Raw genomic sequence first — 13,557 nt, 5'->3', positions numbered from 1 at the left:
AAGCATTCCAGCGAGAGCTTCTGCTCTGAACTCCCCTTCCCGAGACCGAAGATCGCTTGACAACTCGGGAAGGGCCTCCCGCACCAGTGTACCCAGTTGAACCAAACCTAATTTTTGGCCAAACCTAACGAACCTCCGATTGGCCATGGACGCCCCGTTCAAATAAAACGGAGGGTACCGACTTGGAAAGTTCGAATCGCGTTCTCGCCCCGATGCTGCTGGCTCCTATGCGCCGCCCCTCGAGTGGCTCCAATACGCCGCACTTGGGGTGGCGCCATTACGCCGCCCATCAGGTGGCGCCTTTACGCCGCCCTCAGAATGGCTCCATAGTGCCGCCCCGTGACACCATGTTCTTCAGCTTTTCAGCGAAGGAGCGCGCACTGATCGAGGCGCGTCGCGGCGACCTATACCGACTTGCCGTCGCACTCCACATCGGCTTTATTCGGATGAGCGGCCGCACGCTCGACGCCTACAAGCAAGTTCCCAAGGTGCTCTGGAATCACCTTGGCGCGCAACTGGAACTCGATCCGCCCGATCTCGGCACACTGCGGACGCTGTATGAAACGCGGGCTCGCACGCTCATCGATCACCAGGTCCTCGCATATCAGACGCTCGGCTTTCGGCCGATGGTTGAGCACCAGCGCCGGTACGTCATGCGTTGGCTCAAGGAGCGCCTGACTGGTCGGTCCGAACGCGGTGACTTGCTGTACGATTTGAAACGCTGGCTCTACGAGCATCGCATTCTAATCGCCCACGATCGAATGCTCAGGCGGCTCATTACTATGGCTGCGCATGATGTGGAGGAGTCGTTAACGGAGGCGATAACTTGTGCGTTTGGCGACGCGACACTGAACCACTGGAGTCGGCTGTTGGCACAACCTGACAGTGACCATGGAAGCTTGCAGCGATGGTTGTGGGCCGTACCTCTGCGGCAGTCTACGCATCAGATGGGTGACGTGTTTTCAAAGATCGATCGCCTTTACGAGATCGGTGTACATCAAGGCTGGCCGACGATTTGCAACGAGGCCGCTGTGCGGCACTACGCGCGGCGCTGCGCACGTCGGTCTCCTTCGATAGGTAAGCGCATGCAGCAACGATCGCGCAAGTTGGAAGCAGCCTGCTTCATGCGTTACGCGCTGTGCTCCGCAACTGATCAGTTGCTATCGATGCTGCGCCGCTGGATTCTAAAGGCGGCCAACGATGCGATGCGCGAGGTCGAAGAAGTCCTATTAGATCCGAAGGCGCGTCTCCACGAATTTGCATCGGCTGTAAAAGCCGTCGCACTTGACACCGTGTTATCGCGCGAAGAGCTCAGCGAGAGGCTATGCGGATTGGCCGATCAGGTTCTTGACCAACGTACACCGACCCGGCGCAGTCTGATTCGCGCACGTCTGATCGAGAAACGAGGAAAAGCGCGTGCGATGCTTGCCAGGCTCATCCGTCTCCCATTCGAAGCCCAGACCGTACACCCAGTCATCAACGCACTTGAGGTGCTGCGCGGAATCTACGTCCGTAAGAGCTACACCCTACCGGACGGTGTCGTGACCCGACTCGGCCGAGCCTGGCGAGAAGCGATCGACAGCTATGACCGGTACAAGGCGCTATTGGCTTTCGAGTGGGCGACGCTCTTTGCTCTGCGTGTTTCATTGCGTAATGGCTCCGTTTTTATCGCGCACAGCTTCGCGTTCCGCAGTCAGGCGATGCTCCTGATCTCGCCAGACGAATGGAAAGCGAAACGCAACCATTTTTATGGTCATTTGAAGCTCCCGCAAGACCCAAAAGAATTCCTCGGCCCGCTGATCGAACATCTTGACCGAAGTTTGATCGTGCTGCGCGACGCAACCACGCGCGGCGAGGTTCATATCGACAGCGCGGTACATCTTGATCCACTGTCGGCTCAACCTTCGAATCTCGCACTCGAGGCCTTGCGGCGGGCGATCTTTTCTGCCTGCCCTCATGGGCAACTGCCCGAAATTATTTTAGAGATTGATAGCACGACGCGTTTCGGTTGGCTTCTGCTCGGACGCGCCCCCCGCTCACGTGTTGAACTGCTGATGGTCTACGCGGCGGTCCTAGCACACGGAACATCGCTGACGGCGGCCGACATTGCTCGCATGGTGCCGGAACTGGCTTCCGCGGCGATCAGGCAAATGATGAACCGCATTGCCGATGAGCGGAAGCTGCGACAGGCTGCCGATTTAGTGTTGAGATTCATGCATCGGCATCCGATCGCGGCACATTGGGGACGCGCCAACCTGGCGTCGTCGGACATGATGTCGCTGGAAACGGCGCGTACAGTCTGGGAAGCACGAGTCGACCCGCGTCGGCGCACGAAATCGATCGGTATGTACACCCATGTGCGCGATCGCTGGGGTATTTTCTACGATCAACCCATCATCCTAAACGAGCGGCAAGCCGGAGCAGCGATCGAAGGCGTGATCCGTCAAAGCAGTGCCGACGATGTTGCCCAGCTTGCAGTAGATACCCATGGTTTTACGGACTACGCCATGGGTTTGGCACGCATCCTAGGTTTCGACCTGTGCCCGAGACTCTCGCATCTTCGCGACCGCCGTTTGCATGTCCCGCAACACCATACCGTCCCTGCGGAACTGATTACGGTCACCGATCGCGATGTTCGGATGGATTTGATCGAGAGCATCTGGGACGAGTTTGTCCGAGTCGCCGCTTCAGTGCAGACCGGCCAATGCACCGCGGTGCAGGCGTTATCGCGCTTCGGTTCAGCCGCACGAGGACAGCCGATATACGATGGCGGCACACATATTGGGCGGCTATTCCGGACAATATTCCTGATCGATTACTTCACCAATCCAGTCTTTCGCGCCGAGTTGCAGCACGTGCTCAATCGTGGAGAGGCAGTTCATACCGTGCAGCGGGCGATCCACAGCGGGAAGATACCTCTGGAACTGGCCAAGCACCATGACTCGCTTGCTGCGGTGTCCTCTGCACTGGCTCTGCTCTCGAATGTCGTGATGGCATGGAACACGATGCACATGCAGCGCGCGGTCGACCAGATAGAGGCGATAAGTGGAGAGACCGTTCAGGCAGGCGATTTGCGGCGCATTGCGCCCACGCATCTCGAAAGTATCAACTTGCGCGGAACGTTCGATTTCCCGATCGAACGCTATGCACGGCATTTGCTGCCCAGCGTGTCCGAGTTGAACGAAAAGCAGCAACGGCTCGCTTGAACCGCAGTGCCGCGGCGGGTCGCGTCGAACGCCGCTCGAGGGACGCATGGCACGCGCATCGCGCCGCGCGACCATCTCGGCGGGGGAGACCTGAGCGTAAAACAACCAGACAGCAAGCGCCTGATTTTATGAGATATTTTAACGGGGCCGGCTCGCAAACCCGCATTGCGCCAAGATCGTCCTACCGTCGCAAAATGCACTGGAATTGAAGGGACCCCGCATCACGAGGGAGCAGCGCTTGCGAGGACGTCCTTGAGAGACTGTTCCAGCGGAGCGCCGTTCATCATCTTATGGACGATTATCTTTCGTTGCGATAGATCGGGCTTTGGATATTTGCTCGGATTCTTCTTGTAGAACTTCGCTAGGTGATCGAGCGCGGCGAAGTCCGACTTCAGTGCAACGTCGAACTCCGTCTTGATCCGGTCGTAACCATACGCGTTGGTTAGGTTCCCGGAGTGAAATTCCGGAATGTGTTCGTCGGGCTCGTGGGTCATGCCTCTGTATGTGACAGGCGTGTCCATTGCTGGATTTATCTGATAGTTGGGATACTTGCCGGTGCCGAGCCTGCCGAAACGGACCGTTGCGCCCTCGCTATCTTGCGCGGGCCAGTTTTTGAGGAGCTTGAAGAGAAAATCGAGCGACAAAAGACTGAAGTCCAGTTCTTCACTAATCATCTTATTCGATCCTTTTCTGTTAGGACGATGCAGCGACGTTTTTGCGTGCCAGCATAGTCGTGGCGATGCCGATTGGACGTGCGTGTCCGAACAGAAACCGTAGCGCACGTCGTCAAGGGGCAGACACTGGCAGCGCTATGCACGGCGCATCGAACAGCGCATCGAGTTGCGATGGAACCGTCCGCAGATCCTTCAGGTCGATGGTCGCGATACCCAACATCGCGCGCGCGCCTACGTCTGTCCTATGCGCCGTGCTGTTGAGCCGGAAGCGCCGTCGGATGCCCGGCTCGACGCCGAGTTGAACGTCGTGCGGATAGAGGAGCAGTATCGTCGCGCAGTCATAGCAGTGAGCATAGGCGTACATCTGATACAGGTCCGATTGCGCGACGCCTTCCTTCGACTCCTCCGGAGACAGCCGCTTCCATTTCGTATCGACGATGAGTCGCGCCGTCGCGCCATCCGTCGCGACGAGATCCGGCTTCATCGCGAATATGGGCTTGGCTTGCGCCATGTCACGCGCCAGATACTTTCGCGGTCCCTGCAGTTGCCCGCGAAGTCCGCGTTTCCTCAGCACGGGAAGCGCCATTCGGCCGATGTATTCCTCGAACAAAACGTTCATGTCGAAGAACAATGAGAAGCCGTGCGCGCTGCCTGCGGTGACATCGGGCGATGTCTGCCTGAGGAACATCTCAGCCAGCCGGAAGCACGGCCTGTAGCGCTCGTTGAGCCGGTCGAAGCGAACACGTGACCATGGAAGCGACGCGTGCGCGCAATCACTGACGCTTTCGAACGCGAGCAGCAGCTCTGACAGCAGGCGCTGATTCCCCGGTGACCGTGAATTCCGAAGCAGCATGCGCAGCGACGCTTTCACGATCACATTCAGCGGATTGTCTTCCTGAAACTCCTCGAAGCGGCAATACAAGCGCTCGGGATTGGCGGCATTCTTTCGCGTCTGATCAGCGATCGACAGGCGGCCGCGCACGAAACCGAGGTTTTCCTCGCGCGGTTCGTAGCGCCGTACGAGGCCCCGACGCAATTGCTCAAAGAGCTTGCCGCAATACAGGCGGATGAGAAGTTCCAGCACGCCATGCGTCTGCTTCCCGACGCGCGCGATATCGGCTTCGCCGATGTCGAGATCGAGCGCGACATCGAGCATGCCGACGAGATTGCGGCGCACCTGATCGTCCTCGCCCGTGATCTTCGGCAGAACTTCAATCACTTCCGACTCTGTCTGAAGGACGCCGACGTACTGCTGCGCGGCGATCGTCGTCGCGTTGGCGTACTTGAACACTTCAAACCCGTACTGCTTTCTGAGCGACGTGAGTCGAGAAGCCGCTCTCGCCGAAACAAACGGCCGCCCCTGATCCAACGCAGCCGGTCCGATGCCCAACTTACCGTGTTCGCGAACAGAGAGGATGTTCAAATCGATCAGGAATAAATGTTCAGATACGACGGCAACCCGAACGGATCTGGGTTGACGCGATAGCGCGTGCGCATCTCGACGTCATCGCCTTCTTCCGACATGCCCTTCGGCAGCCACTTGCTCGCCTCGATGAAGCCGCCGCTTGTGTCATTCAGCACCAGCCTGACTTTCGCCCAGTCCTCGTGGAAATACTCCTGAAGCAGCGGAATGATCTTCCTCCTGAACGCGCGGTCCAGATCACCTAGACTGACGGCGTCGAGCAGATAGGCATGCCCGATCGTATGGTCGCGGTCGTAGAGGAATTCCACGCGTTCGTTGAGCGCCGCGAGAAGCGTCCCGAGGTTGATGCCGGCAATGACGCGCTCTGAGAGCCGCGCATAATCCGGCTGCAATTCCTCGAACTCAAAGCGGCGCCGCAAGGCCGTGTCCAGAAGCGCGATCGAGCGATCGGCGGTATTCATGGTGCCGATAATATGCAGGTTCGACGGCACGCTGAAGTCATCGCCCGAATAAGGTAGTCTAACCGTTACTGCGTTCAGCGCGCCTTCGCGCTTGTCCGGTTCGAGCAGCGTGATGAGTTCGCCGAACACCTTGGAGATGTTGGCGCGATTGATCTCATCGATGATGAGCACGTACGGCAGATTGCTTGCCGTGCGCTGCGCCTGCAAGAGCGCGTCAAGCGCTTCAGTCTTGATGAAACTCGAATTGAGTTGATAGAGCGCCGGCATCGAGAACGAACGGTCGTATATTTCGCTAACGTCGTGCTCTTTGTCGAGCACGGCGAGCCAGCGGACTGGACGCATTTGATGGTTGCCGAATACGCCTTCTTCGAGAAATTCGTATTCGCCAGTCACTTCCCCGATCGCGCGGAACGCGCTGTTGCCCTTCGAGACGATGATCAGGTCGCCGACCCGCACTTCGTTCTTGAATACGTTGACGAATCGCGTGTGCGACTTGATGCGCTTGTCGTCCGGCCATTCTTCCCTGACGCGCTCGCGAACCTGGGCTTCCGAGTCGCACTCCGAGAAGTCAATGTCCTTGCCCCAGCCGAGCAGCACGTACCCTTTCTCGATACAGGCGTTGAACATGGCGCTGCTCTTGGCCCAGCCGACTGCGCCGAGCGACATCTTGTAGACGGTGCGCTCTTTGAGCGGCGCGCCTTGGAGCCCGGATCGGACGACGGTGTTCAGACGGGCGGCGTCGGCCACCATGCGGAATACGCCTGGCTGGATGTCGTAGGATATCTGGCCGCCATTGCCGACGTTCGGGCGCAAGCCTTCTACGAAGTCTTCGTAACCATAGGACTGGTGGAAGGTCACGAAGCTGATGCGACCTTCGACGCGCAGTGCCTCGTAACGCGCCATGATGGCTTCGCGCGAGAGACCAGCGGAGCCCTCGCAAACGGCGACGGCCATTTCGGCGGTTCGATAGGTCTTGCCTGTGCCGGGTGGCCCGTAAAGGATCGTGTTGGTTGGTGCTTTCATGCTGCGTTCAGGTGCGGATTCAGTCGTGACGGATTGCGATGTGCTCGAAGCAGACGGCGAAAGCCGGCCCGTCATACGCTTGATCGCGAGTTCGAGGTCGGCGAGTTCGACAATGCGATATCGGTGACTCAACGCGCCGCCCAGATCAAGAGTCAGGCGACGGTGTGACAGTTCGGGCACGATCAGCGCCATCTCAATGGCGATGACGCCGTCTTTGAAAACGATGTTTATCGGAGGTGCATTCGGTTCGAGGCGATAGGATCGACGCGGAGGCGAAGTTCCAAGCACCGAGCGAAAATGAAAGTTCGCGTCGAGCAGTGCGAGCGCGGCGTGCCAGAGCGCCTGGTCGAGTTCAGCCGCCATGCTTTGCACACTCCAGTTCGATGAAGCTGCGGCTCACCTCTTCGACATCGCCCGGCTGACACGTTACGGTGCCGAAATTGCCTTGCTCGTTGCGTCGTCTGAAGCGCGGTTGCTCCATTGCTACCAGCTTGTCGAGCGCCGTCCAGTAACTCTCGATGCCGCGTTCCTTTTCTTTCCCGCGCGCGCCGATTTCATAACCGCCGGACATGCGGCAGTCAGGCAGGAAGAAGGTCTTCTTGCCGCTTTCTTCGACGTAGAAGGGAACGCGCACGAAGCCGTCAGTCACGGTCCCCTCCCGTTGTCTGCGTCCGCGCGAGTTGATCCTGCAGATATTTCAGGCTAACGTCTTCGGCGTCGCCGGGCTGGCAGGTCACGATGCTTCGGTTGCCGTTCCCATTCGGGCGACGAAACGCGGGCGAAGCCATGCCCTTGAGATAGGCGAGCGCTTCCCAATATTCCAGAATATAGCGTTCTTCGCCCTTCCTTCCGACCTGATATCCCTTCGGATGTCTCAATGCAGGAGCGAAGAAAGTCTTCGAGCCATTTCCTTCGATATAGAACGGAACGGATATGAAGCGGTCCGTGGTAAGCGCCGGACGCGGCGTAGCCGCCGCTGCGGGCGCCGTTAATTCGCGCCACGAATCGATGAGCGCCGACAGTTCGTACTTTGAGCCGATTCCGACGCGGGCATAGCCATAGCGCGGGTTCTCGCGCACGGCACGGCCGGTCGCTTCTCGCCGGGCTTCGACCCATGCTAGCAATCGCGGCGCATCGTCATTGACCGCCGATGCGATCGCCTCGATATTGAACGCGATCTCGACTGCATGCGCGCCGGCGTCATCGCAGTACACGGCAACGGTCGTGACTGACGAGTGCTCCACCTTGCGTTGGAATCTGAAATACCCCGACTTGGCTCGGGACGGCGTTCCAAGGGCGGTGAACGCCCGCGCAAGCGCGTCTCTTGTTGCCATCAAATCCATTCTTCAACCTTTCTCTTCTGCTTGTCTTCGTCTTTCGTCGAGTCCGTCAGGCTTCGGTCGATGGAATCAGTTATCTCGCCTGAGCCTGTTTACGGCAACTTGCGGCCGGACTTGAGCCAAAGTCGAGTTCCACCGAGCGACGCCTTGCGGAGGTGCAACACAAAATATGTAACATCTTGTTACGTCTTGAAGGGTTCGGATGTATAGTACGTCACTGTGCATTGGGGCTGTCATGATCAACAAGAGAATATCGGTCAGCTATCGTGTTTCTCCACGGTTCAAGGCATTGCTTGAACGTGCCGCCGACCGCGAAAACCGAAGTCAGACCAACTTGCTGGAAACATTGCTGTTCGACTTTTGCCGGGCAAAAAAAATAGAAATAGATCCTGAGAGACCCGACACCGTGAATTCATAGCCTTGTCTAAACTAGGCGCTTCTAGGCGGCGAAGTTCGCTGCGCGACGCCTATCGTTTCCCTCAATCGATTTCACGACGCCCGCTTCGCGCGGACGCAATTTTCCGCTCGCGCCTCGCGTTTCTGTCGCGGCGTGATTTGAATGTTTTGGCTAACCCAAGATTCGTGCGCTCATGAACTTAACGTCCGGTTCGCTTTCGCTTTTCCTGCATTCATTTGTCTTTATCGCACTGTCGGTCGCGCTCGTATTGTTCTCCTGGCAATTCCTGTTGCCATACTTTCGCGTCCGCGCCGAGTTGCTCGGCGCCAAAAAGACAATCGAGGCATTGAAATCCGTTGACGGACCTATCGATGCCGACCGGATCGGCGAGATCATGAAAGGCCAGGCGCTCCGGCACTGCTGGGCGGAATATCGCGATACGCTTCATGCGCAGAAGGCGATCAATGCGTCTGGCGTCGTGGAAACCGGGCGCTGGCGCGCGACGGCCATCGCGAGCACGTTCTTCACGGAGCAGGCGCTCATCAACGCGCCGCTGCGGACAGAGTTCTACAAACATCTTCCCGGCATCCTGACGGGGATCGGCATCATCGGCACATTCGGCGGGCTGATTCTCGGCCTGAACGATTTCAAGATCACCGATGACCCGCTCGTGGTCCGCACCAGTCTCGAATCGCTGGTGTCCAGCGTAGGCGGTGCGTTCAAACTGTCCGGCCTGGCGATCTTTCTGGCGATGGCCATCACCACGGCCGAAAAGATCATCGTCAACAAGCTGTACACCCATCTCGATGCGCTGTGCGGCCTGATCGACGGACTGTTCGAATCCGGCGCGGGAGAGGAGTACCTGCAACGTCTGGTCGAGGCTTCCGAAACCTCCGCGACGCAGGCGATGCAGATGAAGGAATCGCTTGTCACCGATCTGAAGCAGGTCCTCAGCGAACTCACGCAACAACAGATCAATGCGATCCGGACGACGAGCAACGAACTGGGGGCGTCGATCACCAACAGCCTCTCTGAAGGTCTTGCCGAGCCGCTCGCACGCATCTCGAATGCCGTGCAGTCGGTCGGCAATAGTCAGGGCGAAGCGGTCAGCCGGATCCTGACCGATGTGCTGTCGAGCTTCACCTCGCAGATGGAAAACATGTTTGGCTCGCAATTGCGTGGCATGAACGAGATGCTGCTCAAGACGGCGAACACAATCGAGTCGGCCTCGCAGGGCTTCGGCGCACTAGCCGCACAGATTCAGGACGCCGGCACGGGAGCCGCAGACGCGATGGCTAAACGCGTCGAAGAAGCGCTTGGACAGATTCAAAGTCGCCAGACCGAATCGAACGCTCAGATGCAGGCATTCGTCGACAACTTGAAGGAAAGCGTTGCGCGCGGTCAGGCCGAATCTGCGGATCTGACTCAGAACATGCTGCGGCAGATAAGCGAAAGCACCGCCTCGTTCGTTAAGGGTCTGCAGGACCAGAATCAGGCGAGCCATGCCGAAGCCGCCGCGCAACAGTCTGAAGCGAATGCCCGCATGCGCGCCTTCGTTGACGAGTTGAAAGACGGCGTAGCGCGTGGTCAGGCCGAATCATCGGATCGGACCCGGGAGATGCTGCGTCAGATGAGCGAGGGCACATCGTCTTTCGTGAGGGAATTGCGGGAACAGAACATCGCGATTCACGCCGATACGGCCGCACGTCAGACCCAAACCAGCGAGCAGATGCACGCCTGGATGGAAGAGACGCGCGCGAGCATGGCGAGGGGTCAGAGCGATGCCGTGGAGGCGTCGTCGCGCCTGATTGGTCAGCTCGGCGGAAAGGCGAGCGAGATGATCGATACGCTGAAGGCGCAGACTTCCTCCGCTCACGAAGAGCATGGTAAGCGCCAGGCGCAACTCGCCGCACAGGTCGCCGATTTGCTCGACAAACAGGCCGATCAGATCGGGAAAGTGACGGAAGCCGTGAAACAAGGCAGCCTCGCAATGCGCGAGGCTGTCGACAAGCTGAACGTGGCAACGCATGGCAACATCGAGCGCATGGTGCAGGGCGCAGAACGTCTGCACGACGCATCGACGCGCTTTGCCGACAACCTGCTAGGCGTGAAGGCGGCCACCGACGGCGTGGCCAGCACGGCCGAGGGCCTGAGCCACGCGGCGGCATCGCTCGACGGATCACTTGGCGCCGTGCAGCAGGCGCTGACGGATCAGCGCACCGTACGCGACTCGCTCGCGGGTATGGTGACCGAGTTGCGCACCGTACTCGAGACCGTGTCCTCAGAGGCGGCGCTCAAGCGCGATCTGGTCCAGTCGATGGAAATGGCTGGCAAGTCGCTGCGCGAAGCGCAAGACGCGACGCGCGGCCATCTGAACGAGCTGATCAAAGATCTCGCCGAAGTGCATCAGGAATTCGCGGACCAAGTGAGGAAGACGCTGCGCGAGAGCAACAGTGCGTTCCATACGGAACTCGCGCAAGCGACAGGGCTGCTGAAGGGCGCCATCGTAGATCTGGGCGACGTGTTCGACCGTCTGCCCGCCGCGGCCTGATCGACAGCGAGGTGACGCATGTTGGGTATTCAGACACCGGCGCGCCGCAGGATCCGGGACGAGGGCGAGAAGCCATTCTGGATCTCGTTTTCCGACCTCATGACCGCGTTGATGGTGTTGTTCCTCGTCGCGCTGAGCGTCGCGCTGCTGGCGGTGACGAAGCACGTGTCGGAGGCGGAGCGTGAGGAGAAGCAGCGCGCTGAACAAATCAGCACGCTGATGCGCGAAGTGCAGCGCGTCGCGAACCAGTTCGACGGTGTGAGAGTGATCGGTACGACGATCGACTTCGGGCCTCGCGGCCGCTTCGAGCGTGAAGGGCAAAACACGCTTTCCGATCCGCAGCGCGCGCTGTTGCGCGAATTCACCCCACGCCTCCTCGAACAGTTGCGCACGACGGAAGCCGGTAAGAACTGGTTCAAGCGTGCGACCGTCGAAGGCTATGCGAGCCGCAGCGGCAAGTATCTCTTCAATTTGAACTTGAGCCTGGAGCGCAGCGAGCGCGTACTCTGCGAACTGCTCCGTGATCCGGGACACGGCGAACTGGCGCTCTCGTTTGCGGACCGCGCACTGGTCGCCACGCGATTCTTCGTCGGCGGCGCCTCGTTCAACTCGTTGCGCGCGACCGCGGACGATAGCCGACGCATCGAAATCAAATTGGAGTTCAAGTCCCGGCAGGAACGCAAGGATGAAACGGCGCACACTACGCCCGGTGCGGAAGATGGCGCGCTCGAACAAGCTCTCGACCCGAAAGAACGATGCCCGCTGATCGACCGCTGACCCCTGCTGGAGCGCGGCTGCGCGAGGCCATGCTGCGCAACGGCCTCTCCCTGACGACCGACACGCGCGTGATGAGCATGGCACTGAGCGACATCAGGGGAGCGTTCGGCGGCGATGGCGGCGCGCCTTCGCTCGATCAACTGAAGATCGCGTTGCGGGCATTCTTCACTGACCGTAAGGATCTGAGTCCGACACAGATTCGATACGTCTGCTACGGCGTAGCCGTTCCGCTGGATGATGAAGAAGGCGAGCGGCTCATCGACGATCAAGCGCTGTTCAGGTCGCTCATGGCGCTTCTGAGCGACTACGAACGGCAGGAACGGCGATTCCGTAAGTTCTATCAGGGTTTGTTGCAGGGCTACTTTGGCTTCACCAGCGATGCCGACCCGGCGTCCGCCGCACATGTCAACTGGATCGGGCTGCGTCGGTATCTCAACGAGCGCCTGCCGTTCGTGCATGAGAGCGCCAACCGCCGCGGAATGGTTCCCGAATGGCTCGATACGCTGCGAGAGCACGCCAACCTGCTCAGCGATGATCCATGCAGCCGCTACGCGTCGAGTTTCGCCGCGGGCGAGACTGCCGAGCTCGCGGAAGTCTTCGATGGACTGGGCATCGATTCGAACTCTTGGGTCTGGGAGGAAGTGGTCATGGCCTACGTTCGCTCGGTATGCGAACGTGGCGAAGCGGAGTTTCAGGACGCGCTCGGCGATGTGCTCAGGTACGTCAACGGCCGGGCGGACATCAAACTGCCGCAGCTGCTCGCCGTGCGCGCCGCGGCGTTGGCAGTCAAGCGTTATGCAGAATGCCGCAACCGACCCGAACATGAGCGTCTGCGCGATACCTGCCTCACGCTGATCGGCAATCCGTGGATCGACCCCACCGCCTGGGATGCCCACGTCAACCACGAGCCCGCGCGGCAGATGGTTGAAGGGTGGCTGAAACGCCGCTTGATCCGCGACTTCTTCGAGGTGCTGGCGAAGGACGGGGCCGCGGACCTGCGACGGCTGAATTACTGGTTGAAGTGGGAGCCCGAGATAACCGACATGTGGTTCGTGCTCGGCAAGGACGCGCAGCGAAACAAGACTTCAGCGTTCACCAACGTTCGCAAGCGCATGGCTGGCAAGGACCGGATTCTGACCGATGCCGCCGACGACAACAACGCCTTCATCATGCGTATCGGCTCGCTGCTCGTGATCGAATATGGCGTGACCGGCAATGCCTGTTACGCCTTCGAAGAGTCGCGCTTTCCAGTCGATCTCGACGCACCCGCCTTCAGCATCTACGGCATGAAAAACCGAAGGGTCGCGGCGCTCTGGCTTTCCCACAATGGTTCCTCGTGGGAACGCAATTTCGACATGAAACTGCGCGAACTCCTTCACAAAGCGCCCGCGCCAAAACGCGCTGCCGGCACGCCGTCTCGCCAGGCGTCCGTCACCCGGCCGCCTCATCGCCCCGCCGGCCCTTTCGATGGCCTCATGCCGCGCGAGGCTAGCCGCGTCGTCCTTGATCGTGTCGAGCGGGAGTTGCGGGATGTCCTGTCGTTATGCGAAGCAAGCGGCTTCGAGTGGGAGGACAACCGGCCCAATGGCGGAGCCTTATGGGTTCTGCTGGAACAGCGGCGCCAGCGCCCGTATCTCGCGGAGCGCCTCGACGCGCTGGGCTTCCAATTCAAGGCCGGCCGCGGTTTTTGGTTGAAGTGAAGGAA

Annotated in this window: 10 protein-coding genes; 5 read left to right on the top strand and 5 right to left on the bottom strand. The window is 59.5% G+C overall.

The genetic code is table 11. From position 1 onward, the window contains the following. Nucleotides 1-182 precede the first annotated feature (182 nt). Entirely contained in the window at nucleotides 183-3,206 is a 3,024-nt protein-coding gene (locus AWB78_RS28665; protein WP_157697645.1) for a Tn3 family transposase, read from the top strand. A gap of 221 nt (nucleotides 3,207-3,427) precedes the next feature. Here the strand turns inward: AWB78_RS28665 and AWB78_RS28660 are convergent, their stop codons facing one another. The 5 genes from AWB78_RS28660 to AWB78_RS28640 all read right to left on the bottom strand — a co-directional run bounded on the left by AWB78_RS28660 (nucleotide 3,428) and on the right by AWB78_RS28640 (nucleotide 8,130). Beyond that, entirely contained in the window at nucleotides 3,428-3,880 is a 453-nt protein-coding gene (locus tag AWB78_RS28660; protein WP_062609632.1) for a hypothetical protein, read from the bottom strand. 112 nt (nucleotides 3,881-3,992) lie between these two features. Next, complete coding sequence (locus AWB78_RS28655; protein WP_062609630.1) at nucleotides 3,993-5,171, bottom strand: McrC family protein; 1,179 nt, start codon at nucleotides 5,169-5,171, stop codon at nucleotides 3,993-3,995. 137 nt (nucleotides 5,172-5,308) lie between these two features. Next, complete coding sequence (locus AWB78_RS28650; protein WP_062609628.1) at nucleotides 5,309-7,150, bottom strand: DUF8426 domain-containing protein; 1,842 nt, start codon at nucleotides 7,148-7,150, stop codon at nucleotides 5,309-5,311. Then, on the bottom strand, nucleotides 7,140-7,436 hold the full coding sequence (locus tag AWB78_RS28645; protein ID WP_062609626.1) for a hypothetical protein: 297 nt from the start codon (nucleotides 7,434-7,436) through the stop codon (nucleotides 7,140-7,142). Before AWB78_RS28645 ends, AWB78_RS28650 begins: the two co-directional genes overlap by 11 nt. Then, entirely contained in the window at nucleotides 7,429-8,130 is a 702-nt protein-coding gene (locus AWB78_RS28640; protein WP_157697644.1) for a hypothetical protein, read from the bottom strand. The genes AWB78_RS28645 and AWB78_RS28640 overlap by 8 nt, the downstream gene beginning before the upstream one ends. A gap of 232 nt (nucleotides 8,131-8,362) precedes the next feature. Here AWB78_RS28640 and AWB78_RS47765 point away from each other — a divergent pair, with 232 nt between their 5' ends. The 4 genes from AWB78_RS47765 to AWB78_RS28625 all read left to right on the top strand — a co-directional run bounded on the left by AWB78_RS47765 (nucleotide 8,363) and on the right by AWB78_RS28625 (nucleotide 13,552). Further along, nucleotides 8,363-8,545, top strand: coding sequence for a hypothetical protein (locus AWB78_RS47765; RefSeq protein WP_074173559.1), 183 nt, complete (start codon nucleotides 8,363-8,365; stop codon nucleotides 8,543-8,545). A gap of 172 nt (nucleotides 8,546-8,717) precedes the next feature. Continuing rightward, a complete protein-coding gene (gene zorA / locus AWB78_RS28635; protein ID WP_062609622.1) occupies nucleotides 8,718-11,075 on the top strand; it encodes an anti-phage ZorAB system protein ZorA in 2,358 nt (785 codons plus the stop codon). A gap of 18 nt (nucleotides 11,076-11,093) precedes the next feature. Further along, a complete protein-coding gene (locus AWB78_RS28630) occupies nucleotides 11,094-11,852 on the top strand; it encodes a flagellar motor protein MotB (RefSeq protein WP_062609620.1) in 759 nt (252 codons plus the stop codon). Next, on the top strand, nucleotides 11,831-13,552 hold the full coding sequence (locus tag AWB78_RS28625) for an EH signature domain-containing protein (RefSeq protein ID WP_082883449.1): 1,722 nt from the start codon (nucleotides 11,831-11,833) through the stop codon (nucleotides 13,550-13,552). The genes AWB78_RS28630 and AWB78_RS28625 overlap by 22 nt, the downstream gene beginning before the upstream one ends. Nucleotides 13,553-13,557: the final 5 nt, after the last annotated feature.

The sequence above is a fragment of the Caballeronia calidae genome, assembly GCF_900044055.2.
Lineage (GTDB): Bacteria > Pseudomonadota > Gammaproteobacteria > Burkholderiales > Burkholderiaceae > Caballeronia > Caballeronia calidae.
The sequence above is the reverse complement of the archived record's forward strand: the minus strand, read 5'-3'. Positions and strand labels throughout refer to the sequence as shown.